Origin of the sequence: Methylobacterium sp. PvP105 (assembly GCF_017876975.1) — a bacterium.
Classification (GTDB): domain Bacteria; phylum Pseudomonadota; class Alphaproteobacteria; order Rhizobiales; family Beijerinckiaceae; genus Methylobacterium; species Methylobacterium radiotolerans.
On the sequence record NZ_JAGIPA010000001.1, the window covers coordinates 598,132 to 617,205 of the forward strand.

20 protein-coding genes are annotated in these 19,074 nt (G+C 68.7%); 5 read left to right on the top strand and 15 right to left on the bottom strand.

Going from position 1 to position 19,074, the window contains the following annotated elements; all coding sequences use genetic code 11:
- Positions 1-324 precede the first annotated feature (324 nt).
- From J3A75_RS02880 to J3A75_RS37190, 3 genes are all read right to left on the bottom strand, one after another.
- Complete coding sequence (locus J3A75_RS02880; protein WP_012317043.1) at positions 325-1,077, bottom strand: class I SAM-dependent methyltransferase; 753 nt, start codon at positions 1,075-1,077, stop codon at positions 325-327.
- A 145-nt stretch (positions 1,078-1,222) separates the two neighbouring features.
- Entirely contained in the window at positions 1,223-2,524 is a 1,302-nt protein-coding gene (locus tag J3A75_RS02885) for a glycosyltransferase (RefSeq protein ID WP_012317044.1), read from the bottom strand.
- A 4-nt stretch (positions 2,525-2,528) separates the two neighbouring features.
- Positions 2,529-3,383, bottom strand: a complete 855-nt coding sequence (locus J3A75_RS37190) for a methionyl-tRNA formyltransferase (RefSeq protein WP_209649684.1) — start codon at positions 3,381-3,383, stop codon at positions 2,529-2,531.
- 315 nt (positions 3,384-3,698) lie between these two features.
- Here J3A75_RS37190 and J3A75_RS02895 point away from each other — a divergent pair, with 315 nt between their 5' ends.
- The gene (locus J3A75_RS02895) at positions 3,699-4,742 is read left to right on the top strand and encodes a hypothetical protein (protein WP_070998237.1); all 1,044 of its coding nucleotides are present in this window, start codon (positions 3,699-3,701) and stop codon (positions 4,740-4,742) included.
- Between the two features lie 7 nt (positions 4,743-4,749).
- On the opposite strand, the gene tgt is transcribed toward J3A75_RS02895, so the two are convergent.
- Both tgt and queA read right to left on the bottom strand, forming a co-directional pair.
- On the bottom strand, positions 4,750-5,886 hold the full coding sequence (gene tgt, locus J3A75_RS02900; RefSeq protein WP_209649686.1) for a tRNA guanosine(34) transglycosylase Tgt: 1,137 nt from the start codon (positions 5,884-5,886) through the stop codon (positions 4,750-4,752).
- Positions 5,883-6,947: a tRNA preQ1(34) S-adenosylmethionine ribosyltransferase-isomerase QueA gene (queA, locus tag J3A75_RS02905; protein ID WP_070998240.1), complete on the bottom strand. Its 1,065-nt coding sequence runs from the start codon at positions 6,945-6,947 to the stop codon at positions 5,883-5,885. The genes tgt and queA overlap by 4 nt, the downstream gene beginning before the upstream one ends.
- Positions 6,948-7,045: 98 nt before the next feature.
- Between queA and J3A75_RS02910 the strand changes: the two genes are divergently transcribed.
- The 3 genes from J3A75_RS02910 to J3A75_RS02920 all read left to right on the top strand — a co-directional run bounded on the left by J3A75_RS02910 (position 7,046) and on the right by J3A75_RS02920 (position 8,503).
- A complete protein-coding gene (locus tag J3A75_RS02910; protein WP_012317049.1) occupies positions 7,046-7,303 on the top strand; it encodes a hypothetical protein in 258 nt (85 codons plus the stop codon).
- Positions 7,300-7,518, top strand: coding sequence for a hypothetical protein (locus J3A75_RS02915; RefSeq protein WP_012317050.1), 219 nt, complete (start codon positions 7,300-7,302; stop codon positions 7,516-7,518). Before J3A75_RS02910 ends, J3A75_RS02915 begins: the two co-directional genes overlap by 4 nt.
- A gap of 97 nt (positions 7,519-7,615) precedes the next feature.
- Positions 7,616-8,503, top strand: a complete 888-nt coding sequence (locus J3A75_RS02920; protein WP_012317051.1) for a cation diffusion facilitator family transporter — start codon at positions 7,616-7,618, stop codon at positions 8,501-8,503.
- Positions 8,504-8,511: 8 nt separating this feature from the next.
- Here J3A75_RS02920 and J3A75_RS02925 read toward each other — a convergent pair whose 3' ends face one another.
- From J3A75_RS02925 to coxB, 10 genes are all read right to left on the bottom strand, one after another.
- Positions 8,512-9,768, bottom strand: coding sequence for an SfnB family sulfur acquisition oxidoreductase (locus J3A75_RS02925; RefSeq protein WP_012317052.1), 1,257 nt, complete (start codon positions 9,766-9,768; stop codon positions 8,512-8,514).
- 42 nt (positions 9,769-9,810) lie between these two features.
- Positions 9,811-10,926 (bottom strand): dimethylsulfone monooxygenase SfnG, encoded by a 1,116-nt coding sequence (gene sfnG / locus J3A75_RS02930; RefSeq protein WP_012317053.1) that lies wholly within the window; start codon positions 10,924-10,926, stop codon positions 9,811-9,813.
- A 212-nt stretch (positions 10,927-11,138) separates the two neighbouring features.
- The gene (locus tag J3A75_RS02935) at positions 11,139-11,903 is read right to left on the bottom strand and encodes an SURF1 family protein (RefSeq protein ID WP_209649688.1); all 765 of its coding nucleotides are present in this window, start codon (positions 11,901-11,903) and stop codon (positions 11,139-11,141) included.
- On the bottom strand, positions 11,900-12,274 hold the full coding sequence (locus tag J3A75_RS02940; protein WP_012317055.1) for a DUF983 domain-containing protein: 375 nt from the start codon (positions 12,272-12,274) through the stop codon (positions 11,900-11,902). The genes J3A75_RS02935 and J3A75_RS02940 overlap by 4 nt, the downstream gene beginning before the upstream one ends.
- 148 nt (positions 12,275-12,422) lie before the next feature.
- On the bottom strand, positions 12,423-13,286 hold the full coding sequence (locus J3A75_RS02945; RefSeq protein WP_012317056.1) for a cytochrome c oxidase subunit 3: 864 nt from the start codon (positions 13,284-13,286) through the stop codon (positions 12,423-12,425).
- 147 nt (positions 13,287-13,433) lie between these two features.
- Positions 13,434-14,045 carry a cytochrome c oxidase assembly protein gene (locus J3A75_RS02950; protein WP_029359136.1) on the bottom strand — a complete coding sequence of 204 codons (612 nt, stop codon included), beginning with the start codon at positions 14,043-14,045 and terminating at the stop codon, positions 13,434-13,436.
- A gap of 10 nt (positions 14,046-14,055) precedes the next feature.
- Positions 14,056-14,220: a hypothetical protein gene (locus J3A75_RS02955; protein ID WP_012317058.1), complete on the bottom strand. Its 165-nt coding sequence runs from the start codon at positions 14,218-14,220 to the stop codon at positions 14,056-14,058.
- Between the two features lie 5 nt (positions 14,221-14,225).
- On the bottom strand, positions 14,226-15,176 hold the full coding sequence (locus J3A75_RS02960) for a heme o synthase (RefSeq protein ID WP_070998242.1): 951 nt from the start codon (positions 15,174-15,176) through the stop codon (positions 14,226-14,228).
- A gap of 215 nt (positions 15,177-15,391) precedes the next feature.
- Positions 15,392-17,020, bottom strand: coding sequence for a cytochrome c oxidase subunit I (gene ctaD, locus J3A75_RS02965; RefSeq protein WP_012317060.1), 1,629 nt, complete (start codon positions 17,018-17,020; stop codon positions 15,392-15,394).
- Between the two features lie 50 nt (positions 17,021-17,070).
- Positions 17,071-17,910, bottom strand: a complete 840-nt coding sequence (coxB, locus tag J3A75_RS02970; protein ID WP_012317061.1) for a cytochrome c oxidase subunit II — start codon at positions 17,908-17,910, stop codon at positions 17,071-17,073.
- Positions 17,911-18,211: 301 nt separating this feature from the next.
- Between coxB and fdhD the strand changes: the two genes are divergently transcribed.
- Entirely contained in the window at positions 18,212-19,054 is an 843-nt protein-coding gene (gene fdhD / locus J3A75_RS02975) for a formate dehydrogenase accessory sulfurtransferase FdhD (protein WP_058607577.1), read from the top strand.
- Positions 19,055-19,074 lie beyond the last annotated feature (20 nt).

Consider the following 19,074-nt stretch of genomic DNA (forward strand, 5'->3'; position numbering starts at 1 on the left):
ACGAACGCGGCCGCATCCCGGGCAAGGCGCTCCATCCAACGGTTCTCGACGAGCAGGCGCTCAATCTGCGTTCGGGTCGTGCGGCGACACCGCTCCCTCACGCGCACGCGAAGATGCGGCCAAGCAAGCAGAAGCAGGATGGCTGTCACCCACAGAGCGACGCTCGTCGCGAACACGACTGCGGGACTTCGCGAAATAAGGATGATGCTGCGACTCGCTCGCCGCAGTAATCAAGCGGACATCGCTGATCAGGTTCGTGGTAGCCCGGGTGGCGCAAGTCTTCGTGGATAGGAAGCTCAGAATCGACGCGGGTGCCTGCGTCGCTCAGGTCCGCATGGCCACGAACATGCCCCGGCCTTGCTGGTGGTAGTAGCCACTCTCCATCGAACCGCGGATGTCGAGCCCGAGCATGTCGTACTGCTCGTAGATCATGTCGAAGCCGCACGCCTTCAGGAGCTGGATCAGGGCCGGCTTGGTCGGCCAGAAGGAGCGCTTGTTGCTCCACGAGGTCCATTTGTGAGCTTCGAGCTGGCTGGTGTCGTCGAGATCGTGCTCGTGCATCCAGCGGCCGGGCAGGCCTTCGTTCTCCGCCGGCGGCGAGAGCTGGAACAGGTCTCGGTTCTCGTCAGTCGCGAAATGCGTGTGCAGGATGATCACGTCGCGCACGCAGTCAGCCATGAGGCGGATGAAGGCGGCCGGTCTGTCGAGGTGGTAGAGCAGCCCGCAGCAGAACGCGGCATCGAAGGGACCGTGGGCCGCGAGGTTCCAAACATCGTCGTTGACGAAGCCGAGGTCCGGGACGCCGGCCCCATCTCTGACCCGTAGGCAGTTCTCGAAATTGGAGCGGCGCACCTCGACACCCGTGGCGCGCATTCCGGCGCGGGCGAACTCGAGCGTGTACCCGCCCTCGAGGCAGCCCAGATCGACGATCGAGCGGCCGGCCAGCCTGTGCCCGTAGAACAGCCGGAGCGAGCGCAGCGCCGCCTGGGTCCAGGGGCTGTCGGCGATCAACCAGCCCGCCTCTGGCAAGGTCTCGGACCCGTCTGCGAGGCGGATGTTGTGTGCCGTGAACGTCATGCCGCCTTTCCACGCCGCACACCCTCACCGAGCGGGGACGCCCTGAGTCTATATGGGCCGCGGCCGATCGGTTCACGTGGTTTGTGGATTTGCCCGTGTGGAACGGCCCGCGCGCGGATTCGAAATGCGCGCGCGGCGGCGCGCGTTAGCGGCGCGCCCGTTCGAAGAAGCGACGGATGGGATTTCGGGCCAGGAACTCTCTTCCGGCCTGCGAAGGCTCCGGAGAAGCTGCTGCCGCCAGCGCTGCATCCTCCGGCTCGGCGGTCCAGCCATCCTGCCAGCGCAGATGCCGGATTGTGCCCCTGGCGGTACCGGCCCGCTGTCTTAGCGCCAGCGTTTTGAGGAAGCGGCTGGCGCGATGGCTGAACGTGTTCCCGTCGCGAACGACCCGCGCGGCTGCCGCCGCGAGCTTCTGTCTCAGCCGACTACTGCCGTCGAGCTCCCGATGTAGATGAAGCGCCTCGGCAGGGTTATTAAAGTACAGGGCCGCCTCACCGTGCGGGAAGAGGGCGGTGCAGTCGCGGTTATATTGGGACAGGCACGGGACGCCGTGCGAAGCGGCGTCGAAGCTTCTGAAGTTCGGGCCACCGTTCATATTCTGAATGTGAAAGATATTCAGGCAGATGCGGTAGCGGGCCATGTAGGCCCGCATCTCCCGCTCGCCGGCGACGCTGTTCACGGAAAACTTGTGAAGGAGGTGAGGGGCTGCCGTCCAGAGTTCCTTGTACCAGCTCGGCGGTCCTTGGATCTCCAGATCGGTCGCCGAGAAGTAGGAGAGGAGTTCCAGTCGGTGCATCGATGACTGGAAATTGAAGTACTCCATCGCGTTGACCGGCGTGCCGTCGGGTAGACTCCACGTCTCGTCGATCATGAAGAATGGCGAACGCATACGATCACGGAGCTCGACCCCCACCGGGAGAGGGCCGGTGCGGGAACCGACGAGGCCGTCCTGCGAGCGCGCCGCGTAGAGCGCGATGTGATGCAGCGACCCGAGGAAGCCGACCGAGGTCGCGGCTCGGTTCTGGGATGGCCGGGGCTCGAAGCCCGCGAAGGGCAGCCAGTCGGCCCGGGTCGCCTGCGGATGCTCTGCGAAGTTGCTGCACGCGACGCTCAGCAATACGCTCTCGGGGATCTCAAGGCCGGAGAAGTAGAAGGGGCTGTCGACGAACCACGCCGCGTGCGCCGCGCCGCGCCGCGCGAGACCCTCATAGATCGGCGCGGAAAGCCCGACCGCATTGATGCTCAGGGCGCCGTCGATCGCAACGCCGTCGGCCTCCAAGAAGGCGAGCAGGGTCTCGGAAAGCTCCTCCGACTGGCTGAGGTGGGTATAGGCAAAGTTCGCGACGACGACGTCGCATCCGGCCGCCGCGAAGGCGTCGATAAGCCCGCTGCGGCTCGCATCGAGGATGCCGAAGACATCCATCAGCAACAGGGTGGGCTTCGACATGCGCTCAGGCATCTTCTTCTGTCTGTCTGAAGATCAGGATCCGGTCGCGCGTCGTCACGGTCAGCGGATCGCTCTGCACTACCAGACCGGGTTTGCGATCCGTGCAGCGCGCGCCGACCTCCGGAGGCTGCAAGACCCGGAAGCGCCGATCGCTGACCGTGATACGCGCGTACAGGTTGGGCGGGAACAGGTAGGCGCGCACGTGCCGGTCGATCTGGGCCGCCGTTCGGTTGAAGTCGATCTCTGTCCGCGCGTAGTCGATATCCGTCTTGCTGAAATAGGTCGCCGCCGCGTCGTCTTGGACGGCGGCCATACCCGACAGGCCGCGCGTCGCGGTAACGGCCCCGAATATGGCCGCGTTCCGCTCGATCAGTCGCACGCCGGCCTGCTCGCAGAGGCTGTAGACCTCGCGATTGGATCGGCCCTCGATCGCGAAGGTCTCCTGATCCACGAGGGCTCCCGTGTCGATCCCGGCATCGATGATGTGGAGCGACACGCCGAAGGTCGCGTCGCCGTTAAGGATGGCGAGCGTGATGGGCGCCATCCCGCGGTAGCGCGGTAACGGCGAGAAGTGGAGGTTGATGAGTCGGTCGCCGCCGTGCTCGATGATGTCGTGTCTCAAGATGATCGAGAACTGAACCGACAGGAGCAGGGTGGGATCGATCTCGAAATAGGTGCGTGCGAAGGCCTCGGCATTTCGGACGCCGCGGCTCTCGATCCCGAGGCGGTGCGCCACGTCGCGCGCGACCCGCGCGGAAGTCTCATCCTTGTCGGCGAAAACGTACACGATCGTGTGATCTGGCAGCTTACGACGAAGGACCTCGAGTGTGTCGGCGCATACCTTGTTTTTCCCGCACACGAGGATCGACGGCGTCTTCGATATCGCTACTGGATCACTGAGTGTCGTTGCTAGATTGTTCGCGCGGGCTGCGTGCCGTGATCATCATCAATTTCATCGAAATCAAATCGTCAAGCGCCGGCAATCGACCCGTACTCATATACATAGCAGCAGAAGTGCAGGAAGCGCTGTCGCGCCGGAACAACATGTTTCCGTAGCCCTTTTGTCGCAGGCTCTACACCCAGCCGTTGTATCAGGGGTCTGCGCACGGTGTCTGGCGCCCGGCCGGTTGCGCGCTTGCGACGTGGCCGGCCAAACGGCGTATGAAGCCGCCCGATGGATTCGCCTTCACACGGTCAAGCCGGCTCCCGACCCGCAGGATGGGTCGGCTTCGCGCGCAGCTTCCTCGTCAGCGCCGTCAGCATGGGCGTGGCGCTGGTCGTTTTCGTGGCCGCGGTCGATCCCTACGGTCTGCGGGCGGCGCCCGGGCATCCGCCGGGACCGATCATGGACGCCAATCAGCGGCTCTCCTATCCGCAGATCGCCCGCGGCGGGCCGTTCGACGCGGCGGTCTTCGGCACTTCGACCGCGCGGCTGCTCGACCCGCAGGCGCTCGACGCGGCCTTCGGCGTCCGGTTCGCCAATCTGGCGGTGAATGCCGCGACGCCCGATGAGCAGGCTCGCCTCGCCGCGCTGTTCCTGGCCCGCCGGCCGGTCCGCGCGGTCCTGTTGGGCCTCGACGCCTCCTGGTGCGCCGCCGATCCGCCGGCCCGAACCGCCCACGCCTTCCCCGACTGGCTCTATGCGGACCGGGCGCCCGGCGACGTCCTGCGGCAGGTCAGCCTGCGCGCGGTCACGACGGCCGTCCGAATCGGGCTCGCCGATCTCGGACTGGCGCAGGCGCGGATCCGCGGCGACGGCTACGCGGTGTTCACGCCACCTGAGGCGCACTACGATCTCGTTCGCGCCCAGGCCCACATCCGCGCCGGTGCCGTCGATTCGTCGGCCGCGGAACCGCCCGACGCGCCGATGCCGGCCCTCGACCGCCTGGACGATCTTCTCGGCCGCGTGCCCGTCGAGGCCCTGAAGATCGTGGCCTTCATGCCGGTTCACGCGGCGGCGCAGGGATCACCGGGCTCGGCGGTCGGCTTGCGCGAGGAAGCCTGCAAGGCGCGCGCCGCGATGATCGGGACGCGTCACGGCGCGGTCGTGGTGGATTTCCGCCGAATCTCGCCGCTCACGACCCGGGACGCGAATTACTGGGACGCGCTGCACTACCGCCTGCCCGTGGCGGCGCGCATCGTCTCGGATCTCGCGAGCGCCGTCGCCACCGGCCGCGACGATCCGGATGGGGTCTACCGGGTGCTCGCCCACCCGTGATGCCCGGTCAAGCGGCGGCGCGCTCGGCGCTGGCCCAGCCCGCGCGGGTCGCGGCGCAGTAATCCGCGTAGCGGCCGTCGCGGATCGCCGCGCGGGCGCCGGCCATCAGGTCCTGGTAGTAGGCGAGGTTGTTCCACGTCAGCAGCATCATCCCGAGGATCTCGTTCGAGCGCACGAGGTGGTGCAAGTAGGCCCGAGAATAGTCCCGCGCGGCCGGACAGGTCGAGGCCACGTCGAGCGGCGCGGTGTCTTCCGCGTGGCGGGCGTTGCGCAGGTTGACCCGTCCGTGGCGCGTGTAGGCGAGGCCGTGCCGGCCGGCGCGGGTCGGCATCACGCAGTCGAACATGTCGATGCCGCGCCCCACCGCGCCGAGGATGTCGTCCGGCGTGCCGACGCCCATCAGGTAGCGGGGCTTCGCGGTCGGCAGGTGCGGCTCCACCGTCTCGATCATGGCGAACATGACGGCCTGGGGCTCGCCCACGGCGAGGCCGCCCACCGCGTAGCCTTCGAGATCGAGATCGGTCAGCGCGCGGGCGCTCTCGACGCGCAGGGCCGGCACGTCCCCGCCCTGGACGATGCCGAACAGGGCTCGCCCGGGCTGGTCGCCGAACGCGACGCGGCAGCGCTCGGCCCAGCGCAGGGACAGGTGCATGGCCTTCTCGATGGCCGCGTGATCCGCCGGCAGGCGGACGCACTCGTCGAGCTGCATCTGGATGTCGGAGCCGAGCAGACCCTGGATCTCGATGGAGCGCTCCGGGCTCATGTGGTGCGCTGTGCCGTCGATGTGCGAGCGGAAGGTCACGCCCTGCTCGTCGATCTTCCGCAGGGCGGAGAGCGACATCACTTGAAAGCCGCCGGAATCCGTCAGGATCGGCCGGTCCCAGTTCATGAAGCGGTGCAGGCCGCCGAGCCGGGCCATGCGCTCCGGGCCGGGCCGCAGCATCAGGTGATAGGTGTTGCCCAGCACCACATCGGCGCCGAGGTCACGGACCTGGCCGGGATACATCGCCTTGACCGTCGCGGCGGTGCCCACCGGCATGAAGGCCGGGGTCCGGATCTCGCCGCGCGGCGTCGCGATCATGCCGGTCCGGGCGGTGCCGTCCCGGGCCAGCAGGTCGAAGCGGAAGCTAGCGCTGTCGGTCATGGGGTGTCCGCGCGCGGGCCCGGGAAGAGCAGGCTGGCGTCGCCGTAGGAGTAGAACCGGTACCCGGCGCCGATCGCGTGCGCGTAGGCCGCGCGCATCGTCTCGAGGCCCGAGAAGGCTGAGACCAGCATGAACAGCGTCGAGCGTGGCAGGTGGAAGTTGGTCACGAGAGCGTCGACCGCCCGGAACTGGTAGCCCGGGGTGATGAAGATCTCGGTCGGTCCGGAAAAGGGTGCGAGTGTCCCGTCCGGGCGGGCCGCGCTCTCCAGCAGGCGCAGAGCCGTGGTTCCGACCGCGACGATCCGGCCGCCGGCGGCCCGCGCGGCATTCAGGGCGTCCGCCGTGGCGGCGTCGAGGATGCCGATCTCCGCGTGCATGCGGTGCCCGTCGGTGTCCTCGGCCTTGACCGGCAGAAAGGTCCCGGCGCCGACATGCAACGTGACGTGATGGCGCTGCAGACCGGCGGCGTCGAGATCGGCCAGCAGGGCGTCCGAGAAGTGCAGGCCGGCCGTCGGGGCCGCCACCGCCCCGGGATTGCGGGCGTAGACCGTCTGGTAATCAGTGGCGTCGCGGGCATCCGTGGCGCGCTTGCCCGCGATGTAGGGGGGCAGCGGCAGGGCGCCCTCCGCGGCGATGGCCGCGTCGAGCTCGGGCCCGGCCCGGTCGAAGGCCAGGACGATCTCGCCGGCCTCGGCCTTCTCGAGAACGGTCGCCGTCAGATCGCCGAAGCGCAGCGCGTCGCCCGCCGTGAGCCGCTTGGCCGGACGCGCGAAGGCGCGCCACCGGTCGGGGGCCTCGCGCAGGTGGAGCATCACCTCCGTGCGCTGGCCGGGGGCGCCGGGGCGGGTGCGCACGCCGTTCAACCGGGCGGGGATCACCCGCGTGTCGTTGAAGACCAGGGCGTCGCCGGCCCGGAGAGCGTCGGGCAGGTCGCGCACGGTCCGGTCGACCAGCGGCGCACCGGGGCGGACCACGAGCATCCGCCCGGCGTCGCGCGGCTCGGCCGGGCGCAGGGCGATGCTGGTCTCCGGCAACTCGAAATCGAAGAGGTCCACGCGCATCGCCGGCTGCCTGCACCGAACGGGACGCGGTTTCAACCGCGGAACCGCGGAGGAGCGCGTCCGTTTTCCGCGTCACCGAGACGCGAGGCACCCGACCCATGCCCTGGTACGCCGTTCGCCCCCGTGACGTCGCCGATCCCCGCTGGCCGCTCCCCGGCACGTCCGAGATCGTGCTGAAGGCCGAGGATCCCGACACCGCCCGCGCGAAGTTCGAATCGGCCTACCCGAGCCCGCCCTTCGGCAGCCCCGGAATCCCGGTGCCGAATACCGGCGCCGGCAGCTTCCGCGGCGATCCGGACGCCCTGGTCGTGGCCGAGACGGGCGTGCCGCCGGCGCCGCGGGGGAGCGACGCGTGACGCCCCGCGGTCGCCCCCGGCGGGTCACCCTCGACGGGCAGCTCCTCGGGTTCTGGGAGCGCGAGGCCGCCCGGCTGGAGACCCTCGCCGCCGGAGCGCGCTTCGCCTGGCAGCGCCGTCGCTACCTGCGCAAGGCGGAGGCCGCGCGCGCCAGGGCGGAGCCGAGCCGCCGACGCGAAGCCGCCCGGGACAACGGTGGTTCGTCGGAGACTTAGCCGCGGCTAACACGTTTTCGACGGCGTCGAACCTTTGCCGTGGCCTTGCCCATGGCCGGTGCCGTATGGGCGCGGCGACACCCCAACGGCGCGAACCATGGACCGCACCCAGAAAGCTGCCCTCTTCAGCGCGGGCATCGGCCTCGCCGTCACGGCGATGAAGTTCTACGCGGCGTGGCTCACCGGCAGCCTCGCCCTCTACTCCGACGCGCTGGAGAGCATCATCAACGTGGTCGCCGCGGTGGGCGCCTTCGTGGCCCTGAAGGTCGCCGCGCGACCGGCCGACGAGGACCACCCCTACGGTCACCACAAGGCCGAGTTCTTCTCGGCGGTGATCGAGGGCGCGCTGATCGTGGTGGCGGCGCTGCTGATCCTGCGCGAATCCTATTTCGGCCTGCTCGCCCCGAAGCCCCTCGACGCGCCCGCGATCGGCCTCGCGATCAACTTCGCGGCCGGGATCGTCAACGCGGTCTGGGCGGCGGCGCTGATGCGCTGGGGCCGGCGGTGGCGGTCGCCGGCCCTGATCGCAGACGCGCGCCACGTCTTCGCCGACGTGGTCACGTCCTGCGGCGTGCTTGCCGGCGTCTGCGCCGTCGTGCTGACGGGCTACCCCGTCCTCGATCCCGTGGTGGCCGGGCTGGTCGCCCTGAACATCCTGTGGTCCGGCTTCCGCATGGTTCGGGAGTCGGTGGACGGCCTCATGGACCGGGCTGCCCCGGCCGAGATGGTGAGCCAGATCCGGTCGCTCATCTCCCAGCACGGCGAGGGCGCGCTGGAGGCGCACGACGTGCGCACGCGCTCTGCCGGTCAGGCGACCTTCATCGACTTCCACCTCGTCGTCCCCGGCGCGATGACCGTCGAGGATTCGCACGCGATCTGCGACCGGCTGGAATCCGCCCTGGAGACGACGATCCCCGGGGCGGTGGTGACCATCCACGTCGAGCCTGGCGAGGAGGCCAAGGCGCGGGGATTGCCGGTGCTGTAGGCCGCCGATCAGCTCCAGGCGTGGAGCGGCGGGTTCACGCCGTTGAGGGCGTGGTTGCCGACGATCGCGTATTTCCAGCGGACCGGGTCGTGCAGCGTGTGCGTGCGCGCGTTCCGCCAGTGACGGTCGAGATTCTCCGCCGCCAGGGTCGAGCGGGTGCCCGACAACTCGAACAGCTTGTTCGACGCCGCCAGGGCCACCTCTGTCGTCAGCACCTTCGCCTCGGCGACGGCGATCTGCGCCGCGGCGACCGTCTCGGCGTCTGGCCGCGCGACGGCCGCGTCGAGGGCGAGCCCGGCCCGGTCGAGCAGCGCCTCGGCGGCGTGCTGCCGGATGGTCAGGTCGCCGATCGCCTGGATCGTGTAGGGATCGTCGGCGGCCCGCTCCAGCCCGCTGTCGATCCAGGGCCGGGCCTTCTCGCGGACGAAGCCGATGGTGTCGTCGAGGGCCTCGCGGCCGATCCCGGCATCGACCGCCGCCTGGATGATCTGGAACACGGCGCCGTCGGCGCTGGGCGCCGCGTAGCCCTTCCAGGCGGGCACGAGATGCGTCCTGGGCACGCGCACGTCGTCGATCAGCACGGTCCCGCTCGCGGTCCCGCGCTGGCCGAAGCTCGACCAGTCGTCGATCACCGTGAGCCCGGGCGCGTCCCGCTCGGCGATAGCGTACCAGGCGCGCCCTTCCTCATCGAGGGCGACGATCGGTACCAGATGCGCGAGGAGGGCGCCCGTGGCGTAGAACTTCTGACCCCGGACCACGACGTGGTCGCCGTGATCGGTGAAGCGGGTATCGAAATCGGCGGCCCGCTTGGTGCCGCGCTCCGAGAAGGCGTTCCCGAAGCGCGCGCCGCGCAGCACCTCGCCGAACAGCAGGTGCTTCTGCGCCTCGTCCGACACCGTCCGGATGGCTGCCAGGATGCCGAGATGGTTCTGGGCGATCTGCGCGATGGCCGGATCGGCGGCCGCCACGATGGCGATTACCTGCGCGAGGGTCCGGTAGGAGACCTCGGGGCCGCCATAGGCTCGCGGCACGTTGATCGACCAGAGCCCGCTCTGCGAGAAGGCGTCGAGCTCCGCCAGCGGCCGCACGGCGTGGCGGTCCCGCTCCGAGGCGCCGGCGCGGAAATCGGCCGCGAGCCGGTGAGCCGCGGCCAGCGCCTCGGCGTCGTCACGGATCACGTGGGCGGGGGAGGGCGGCCTCGCGGGGCCGGTGGCGCCCGGGCGGCGCTCCGGCTCGAGTGCGCGCGCATCCACGGCGATGTTCATGGCTCACTCCGGTCAGGCAAGTTTCGATCGAGTCTGCGGCGCTCAGGCCGCCTCGGCACGCCGGTCGCGGGCGGCCTCGAGGGCGCGGACCCGCGGGATCACGTGCGCGCCGAAATACGCGACCTCCTCCTGGAAATGCAGGAATGCCAGCAGGGCGAGGTCGGCACCGGCATCCTTCAGCGCGAGGATCCGCTCGGCGATCTGGTCGGGCGTGCCGATCAGATTGGTCTTGAAGCCGTCGTTGTACTGGACGAGATCCTCGAAGCTCGATTTCGCCCAGTTGCCTTCACCTTCGGGAGAGGCCTTGCCGGCATTCTTCACCTCGTGGCCGAAGGCCTTCACGGCGTCCGGATCGGCGTTGTCGATGATCTCTTGGAGAACGGCGCGGGCCTCCTCCTCGGTGTCGCGGGCGATCACGAAGGCGTTCACGCCGATCCGCGGATGATTGCCCGTCTCGGCCGACTTGGCGCGGATATCGTCCACTTGGGCGCGGATGGTCTCCGGCGTGCCGCCGTTGGTGAAGTACCAGTCGGAGACCCGGGCCGCCATGTCGCGCGCGGCGCGCGACGAGCCGCCCTGGAAGATCTCGGGCAGCGGATCGACGGGCTTGGGTTTCAGCGTGTAGTCGCTGTAGCGGTAGAAGTCGCCGCGGAAGGTGAAATTGTCCCGCGTCCAGATCCCGCGCAGGCTCCGGATGAACTCCTCAGACCGGCGGTAACGCTCGTCGTGGTCCAGCCATGGCTCGCCGATCGCCCGAAATTCGCCCGAGAACCAGCCAGAGACGATGTTCACCGCGATGCGGCCCTCGGTGAGCTGTGAGATCGTTGCGATCTGCTTGGCGGCGAGCGTGGGATGCCACGGCCCGGGCAGGAGGGCGGCGATCACCTTGAGCTTGGTGGTCGCGGCCAGCAGATCGTGGCTGAAAGCGACCGATTCGTGCTGGTACTCGGCGCCGTAGCCCGCGGTGAACCGGATCTGCGTCAGCCCGTAATCGAAGCCCGCTTCCTCGGCGATCTGGGCTAGCTTCCGATTGTACGCGGCGTCCCAACTCGTGCGCTGGGGGATCTTACTGATCACGAGGCCCCCGGAGACGTTGGGCACCCAGTAGGCGAAGCGGATCGGCGCGCGCGCCGCCGAGTTGGCGAGATGGCTGGTCATCCGGCGTTACCTCAGTTGCACGGCGGTCAGGCGCCGTGACGTCTTCGGATGATCGCCGCGAACTGAATACACTATGCAGAGCGCGGCCGATCGCTCAAGAACACAGAAAGTATTCCGGGGCGATGGCCGTCGGTCAAAGGAACGGGTTGCCTTTTTTGGGCTGATCCCGGCGAGACTCTTCTTCGCCGAGATCCTGCGCGTGCGGCTTTATTCTAGGCGGCGCGCGCCGCGGGCGAATCGTGCAGGCGACGCCACGCGAAGACCGAGAACACGCCGATCAGGCAGGCGGCGAGGCCGAACCACGTGAACGCGTATTGCAGGTGGTTGTTCGGCAGGTCGACCCGCAGCTGGCCGCCGCGCGGCCAGGTCGTCTGTCCGGGAACGGCGTCCGCCTCGATCAGGTAGGGCTCGACCGTTCCGAGACCGCGCGCCGCCGCGATGCCGGTGATATCCCGGTTGAACCACTCCTCGCGTGCGGGATCCGGCTCCGGCACGAACATCCCTCGGGCCTCGCTCGCGCGGAGGATACCGGTGACCGTCGTCGGCCCGTCGATCAGGCCGTCCCGGCGATCGCCCTGCGCCTTCAGTTCCGTGGGAACGAAGCCCCGGTTGACCAGCACGAGGCTGCCATCCTCGCGGCGGAACGGCGTCAGCACGTAGTACCCCTGCAGGGCGCGCCCCGGCGTCTCGCCGGGCGCCAATCCGTGGACCAGGGTCTCACGATCGTTGAGGAACTGACCGGCGACCCGGACATGGCGAAACTCGTCGCGTGCCGGATCCCAGGACTCCGCGGCCGGCGGCGCTACCGGCTCCGCGCGGGTCTGACGGACGAGCCGGAGGATGAGATCTTCCTTCCAGGCCTTGCGCTCGAGCTGCCACGTTCCGAGGCCCAGCAAGATGGCCAGCGCGATCAGCGAGGCGAGTCCCGGCGCGACGAGGTCGCGCCAGGCAGCCCGTTGCGGTTCGGTCGCGGTCACGGCTTGAAGCGCCCTTCCTCGGCCCGGTTGCTGAACTGCAGGGCGATCAGCAGACCCTTGAGGGGCCGCACCAGGATCAGGCTGAGTCCGACCGAGAGCGTCAGCGCCACGAGGGCGTGGACCCAGATCGGCGGCTCGTAGGTGATCTCCAGCCACAGGGCGAGGCCGACGACGACCAGGCCGACGATCGACATGACGAAGAAGGCTGGCCCGTCCGCCGAGTCGAAATGCGCGTAGTCGAGGCCGCAGGCCTCGCAGGACGGTCGCAGGGTCAGGAAGCCCTTGAACAGATGACCCTCGCCGCAGCGCGGGCAGCGGCCGCGCAGGCCGGTGGGGATCGGCGGCGGCGGCGAATAGGTTCGGTCGTCCACGGGCACACTCCAGACCTGTTCCGCGCGGGCGCCATGCCCCGCGTCGGGGCCGCCCCCTCGATATGGGGATCGCGCGGCGTCGGAAATGCAGAAGGGCGGCCTGAGCCGCCCTTCGCAGGTCCGCCATGCAGCGGCGAGATGGTTCCGCTCAGTGAGCGCCGCCACCGTGGAACACGCCGGAGCCCCACACGTAGATGGCGGCGAACAGGAACAGCCACACGACATCGACGAAGTGCCAGTACCAGGCGGCGAACTCGAAGCCGAGGTGCTGACGGGGCGTGAACTGGCCCGCGTAGGCGCGGAACAGGCACACTGCCAGGAAGATCGTGCCGATGATCACGTGGGCGCCGTGGAAGCCCGTCGCCATGAAGAAGGTCGACGAGTAGATGCTGCCCGAGAAGCCGAATTCGGCGTGGCTGTACTCGTAGGCTTGGCAGGCGGTGAACAGGACGCCGAGGATGATGGTCAGCCACAGGCCGTACTTCAGGCCCTTGCGGTCGCCCTCGATCAGCGCGTGGTGCGCCCAGGTCACGGTGGTGCCCGAGGTCAGCAGGATCAGCGTGTTGAGGAGCGGCAGGTGCCAGGGATCGAACGCCTCGATGCCTTTCGGCGGCCAGACACCGCCGGTGAACTCCACGCGCGAGACCTGGATCGGGTCGGCGGTGTAGAGGGCGGCCTCGAAGTAGGCCCAGAACCACGCGACGAAGAACATCACCTCGGAGGCGATGAACATCATCATGCCGTAGCGGTGGTGCAACTGCACGACGCGGGTATGGTCGCCGGAATTGGCCTCGTGCGCGACGTCCTTCCACCACGCGTACATGGTGTAGAGAACGCCGATCGTGCCGGCCCCGAAGATGTAGGGTCCCGGGCTCAGGGTGCCGATCTGGAGGCTCTTCATCCAGAACACAGCGCCGAACGCCATGAGGAAGCCCGAGAAGGCCCCGAGCAACGGCCACGGGCTCGGATTCAGGATGTGAAAGTCGTGATTCTTGGCGTGCGCCTCGGCCATCGTCCCGTCGCTCCTCACCCTCGCGCCCTGCGCCGTTCCCGGCCTTACGCTGTTCGTTGCTTGCTCTTGGCCGGGCGCGGCACGCACCACACCCAAGCTTGCCCGCAGCTTTAGTCGGTGCAGCCCCGTGTTGTCACGAGGCCGCGATCAGAAATCGCCCTTCGTGCCCGGAGAAGACGATTTCGCCACCGTCGCCTTGACCGGCTGGCCGTTCTTGGAGGCGAAGTACGTGTAGGATAGCGTCATCTCCGAGAGATGCGCGGTGTTCGAGTCGTCCCGCACGGCCGGATCGACGTAGAAGACCACCGGCACGTCCAACGTCTCGCCCGGCTGGAGCGTCTGCTCGTTGAAGCAGAAGCAGGCGATCTTGACGAAATAGCCGCCCATCAGCCCCGGCTGGACGTTGAAGGTGGCGACCCCCGCCGAGGGCGTGCTGCCGGTATTCTGCACACGGAAGAAGACCGTCTTGGTCTCGCCGAGCTTCGCCTCGACGCTGCTCACCTCCGGGATGAACTTCCAGGGCAGGCCCGGCGCGACGTTCGTGTCGAAGTGGACGACCATGCTGTCGTCGGTCCGCGCCGCTGAGGCCGAGAGCGCCGGCCCCTGCCGGGGCGTGCCGTCGTAGCCGGTTGCCTTGCAGAAGGCGTCGTAGAGCGGCACCGACGCGAAGGCGAGGCCGACCATGCCGACGGCGAGACCCGCGCACGCCAGGGCCGTTCGCGTCGCGGCCCGGCTCGGTCCTGAAGGAGGAAGTGTCATCGCGAACGCCTCAGATCGGCCGGCTCAGGATCTGCGGTCCGAGCTTGACGATCGTCAGCACGAAGAACAGCAGAACCCAGGCACCGAGGGCCAGCGCGATCGCGATCGACCGCTTGCGGCGCCGCGCCTCCTGCTCGGGCGTGAGCGGCCGGTACTGGATCTCGGGATCCGCCATGGCGCTCAACCCAGGACCGGGCGGAACAGGCCGAAGCTCTGCTCGGCCAGGAGCGCCGAGAACAGCGCGAACAGGTAGAGGATCGAGAAGCCGAACATGCCCATGGCGGCGCGCCGCTCGGCATCGCCCTCCGGGTTCCGAAGCACCCGGATGCTGAAGGCCACCATGCCGAGGCCGCCCACCAGGCCGACCACAGCGTAGACGAGCCCGCCGAAGCCCAGCGCCACCGGGACGAGGCCGAGCGGCGCGAGGAGCAGCGAGTACCACACGATCTGGCGGCGGGTGGAGGCCGGGCCGGCCACGTTGGGCATCATCGGGATGCCGGCGCGGGCGTACTCGTCGGCCTTGATCAGGGCGAGCGCCCAGAAGTGCGGCGGGGTCCAGATGAAGATGATGGCGAACAGGATCAGCGACTCGATGCCGATCGACCCGGTCACCACCGCCTGGCCGATGACCGGCGGCAGGGCGCCCGCGGCGCCGCCGATGACGATGTTCTGAGCGGTCGCCCGCTTCAGCCACATCGAGTACACCACCGCGTAGAACACGATGGTGAAGGCGAGGAGCGCGGCGGCCAGGAGATTGGCGGCGAGCCCGAGCACGACCACCGAGGCGACCGACAGGAACAGCCCGAAGCCCAGCGCCTCCTCCGAGGTGATCCGGCCCGACGGGATCGGCCGGGTGGCGGTCCGGCTCATGACCGCATCGATGTCGGCGTCCCACCACATGTTCAGGCAGCCGGACGCCCCGGCTCCGACCGCGATGGCGAGGAGCGAGATCGCGCCGATGGCCGGCTGCACGTGGCCCTGCGAGACCACCATGCCGACCAGCGCGGTGAAGATGACGAGGACCATCACCCGGGGCTTCAGCAGGGCGAAGTAGTCCGGAACGTCGCCGTTGGCGGTCGTGAGGGCCGGACCCGGAACGTCCGGTCCGATCGTGTTCGTCAGGCTCGTCATCGCGTCTGCCGCTGCTGTGTCGGCGCCCGGCCGCGCGCGTCACGGCCGAGTCGTGTCTCGAATTCGACGTGTTCCAAGGATCGGCGTGAGCGGGGCCCAGGGAGTCTACCTCGGCCCGTGCGGATCGCCCTCATCGCTCGCCCTTGCCGGGAGGTCGGCCGACCGGCCTCCGGGTAAGGGCGAGGGCCGCGGATGCGGCCCTCGCGGGGTGTCTATCAGTGCGCGCCGGGCTCGTCGACGATGCGGGGCAGCGTCTCGAACTGGTGGAACGGGGGCGGCGAGGAGAGCGTCCACTCGAGGGTGGTGGCGCCTTCACCCCACGGGTTGTCCGCGGCCCGCTCCTTCGAGCGGAAGGCCAGGACCACGCCGATCACGAACACGAACATGCCGAGACCGAAGATGTGGCCGCCGTAGGTCGACACCTTGTGCCACTGGGCGAAGGCGTCCGGGTAGTCGGCGTAGCGGCGCGGCATGCCGGCCAGTCCGAGGAAGTGCATCGGGAAGAACAGGATGTTCGCGCCGATGAAGGCCAGCCAGAAGTGCAGCTTGCCGGCCCATTCCGGGATGATGTGGCCGGTCATCTTCGGGAACCAGTAGTAGATACCGGCGAAGATGATGAACACGGCGCCGAGAGACAGGACGTAGTGGAAGTGCGCCACCACATAATAGGTGTCGTGCAGGTACTTATCGACCGCCGAGTTGGCGAGCACGACGCCGGTGACGCCGCCGACCGTGAAGAGGAAGATGAAGCCCACCGCCCAGTGCATCGCGGCGGTGAAGCGGATGGAGCCGCCCCACATGGTGGCGATCCACGAGAAGATCTTCACGCCGGTCGGGACGGCGATCACCATCGTGGCGAACACGAAGTAGGACTGCGTCTGCAGCGACAGACCGACGGTGTACATGTGGTGGGCCCACACGACGAAGCCGACCACGCCGATCGCCACCATGGCGTAGGCCATCGCGAGGTAGCCGAAGACCGGCTTGCGCGAGAAGGTAGCGATGATGTGCGACACGATGCCGAAGGCCGGCAGGATCATGATGTACACTTCGGGGTGACCGAAGAACCAGAACAGGTGCTGGTACAGGATGGGGTCACCGCCGCCGGCCGGATCGAAGAAGGTCGTTCCGAAATTGCGGTCGGTCAGCAGCATCGTGATGGCGCCCGCGAGCACCGGCAGCGACAGCAGCAGGAGGAACGCGGTCACCAGCTCGGCCCAGGCGAAGAGCGGCATCTTGTGCAGCGTCATGCCCGGGGCGCGCATGTTCAGGATGGTCGTGATGAAGTTGATCGCGCCGAGGATCGAGCCCGCGCCCGACAGGTGCAGGGCGAAGATGGCGAAGTCGACGGCCGGGCCGGGATGGCCGGCGGTCGAGAGCGGCGGGTAGACGGTCCAGCCGGTGCCGGCGCCGGACGCGCCGGGAGCGCCCTCGACGAACAGCGAGCAGAGCAGCGAGCAGAAACCCGCGACCGTGAGCCAGAACGAGATGTTGTTCATGCGCGGGAACGCCATGTCGGGCGCGCCGATCATGAGGGGCACGAACCAGTTGCCGAAGCCGCCGATCAGCGCCGGCATCACCATGAAGAACACCATGATGAGCCCGTGGCCCGTGACGAAGACGTTGTAGGTCGCGGGATTCGAGAAGTACTGCAGGCCGGGCGCCTCCATCTCCATCCGGATGCCGAAGGAGAGGAACGCGCCGATCATGCCGGCGCAGAAGGCGAAGAGCAGGTAGAGCGTGCCGATGTCCTTGTGGTTCGTCGACAGGAACCAGCGGGCGAAGAACGACGGCTTATGGTCGTGGACCTCGTGGGCCTCTGCATGGGCTGCGGCTGTAGCCATGGATTCGGATGCCTTGTGGATCTGATGGGTTCGGGTCGGTCAGCCGGGGCTCAGCGCGCCTCGGCGACGCTCGTGCCGGTGTCGATGCGGGCGTACTTGGTCTTCGCCTCCTTCAGCCAGTCGGCGTAGGCCTGCTCGCTGACCACGCGAACCACGATCGGCATGTAGGCGTGGCGCTGTCCGCACAGCTCCGAGCACTGGCCGTGGAACGTGCCCTCCTTGTCGGCCTTGAACCACATCTGGTTCAGCCGGCCTGGGACGGCGTCGATCTTGAAGCCGAAGGCCGGCATCGCCCAGGAATGCAGCACGTCGGCGGCGGTGACCTGGATCTTCACGATCTTGTTGACCGGAACGACCATCTCGTTGTCGGTCTGGAGCAGGCGCGGCTGCTTGTCCTCGTCGAGGTTGGCATCGAACGTGAAGCCGCCGCCGGCCTCCGTCTGCGGGTACTCGTACGACCAGTACCAGGCATGGCCGATGACCTTGACGATCATGTCGGCCTTCGGATCCGAGAGCTGCGTGCGCAGCAGGCGGAAGGACGGGATCGCCACGGCGACCAGGATCAGCACCGGCACGATCGTCCAGGCGATCTCGATGGCGGTGTTGTGCGTGGTCCGCGAGGGCGTCGGGTTCCGCTTCTCGCCGAAGCGGTAGACGCACCAGAGGATGAGTCCGAGGACGAAGACCGAGATGGCAAGGGACAGCCAGTGCAGTCCGATCTCGAAGTTCAGGATGTCGCGCGCGTTCTCGGTGACCGGGATCTGCCGGTCCATCTCCCACGGCACGGGCTGACCGAAGCCCGCGGCCTGCGCGCCGGATATCGGGAAGAGCAGGGCGCCGAGAGCGGCGAGGCTCCAGAGTGACCGGTTGATCGTCCGCACCGTCCGCATCTGCCTCTCGTGGCTCCCCTGAACTATCTGGCTGCCGCCGGACCTTCCCGTCTTGACCGCGTGCGGGATTGTACCGACGTGACGGAGTACCGGTTGTGTTACCCGGCATTATCCGACCGGCGCTTCAGACCACAAGGGCCGGCCACGTGCAACCGCACAAGCGTCGCATCGCGCGCTTTCCAGCCAGTTGACGGCGCCTCGTGGCGTCGGCGCACTAGGGGGGCGGCAAAATTGTTCCCCGTCGCGTCGCGCCGGGGATGAAGCGTCGCGACGCGTTCGTGTCACGCCTGCGGAGTCCACGATGTCCACGCAAACCGGCAGCCTCACGTCCGGTCCTCTGCCCTGCGCGGTGCCGGCGCCGATGCAGGTGATGCCCTATGCGGCTTCGGCGCCGAGATCGGGCACGCGGCCGCTCGCCGTCGAAGCGCCGGTCAACCTCGTCTACGGCAGCGTGCCGCACGCCGTGATGATGGCGACGCCCGCCGACCTCGAGGATTTCGCCTACGGGTTCAGCCTGACGGAGGGCATCGTGGACAGCGCGGAGGAGATCCGCGCGACCCGGGTGGAGGCCGGGCCGGACGGACTTCGCCTCCACGTCGATCTCGCGCCGGGACGGCTCCGCGAGCATCTGGCACGCAAGCGCGCCATCAGCGGCCGGACCGGCTGTGGGGTCTGCGGCATCGAGGATCTGGCGCAGCTGCCGCGGGCCGGAGGCCGGGCGGCCTCCGAGGTCCGGGTCGCGCTGCCGGCCATCGCGCGCGCCCTGGCGGACCTCGACGGCGCACAGCGGCTCGGTGCGGAGACCCGCGCGGTCCACGCCGCGGCCTGGGCTCGCCTCGACGGCGGCCTCGCCGCGGTCCGCGAGGATGTCGGCCGCCACAACGCCCTGGACAAGCTGATCGGCGCCCTGATGCGGACGGACACGGCCGTGGACGCCGGGTTCCTGGTCATCACCAGCCGCTGCTCGTTCGAGATGGTCGAGAAGGCCGCGCGCCTCGGGGCGGCCGTCATCGTTGCCATCTCGGCGCCGACGTCCCTGGCCCTGGAGCGCGCCCGCTCCTACGGCATGACGCTCTGCGCCATCGCGCGGGCCGACACGGTCACGGTGTTCACGGGCGCCGAGCGGCTGACCGACGGCGCGTGACGCGCTCGCCTCGGTCTCCG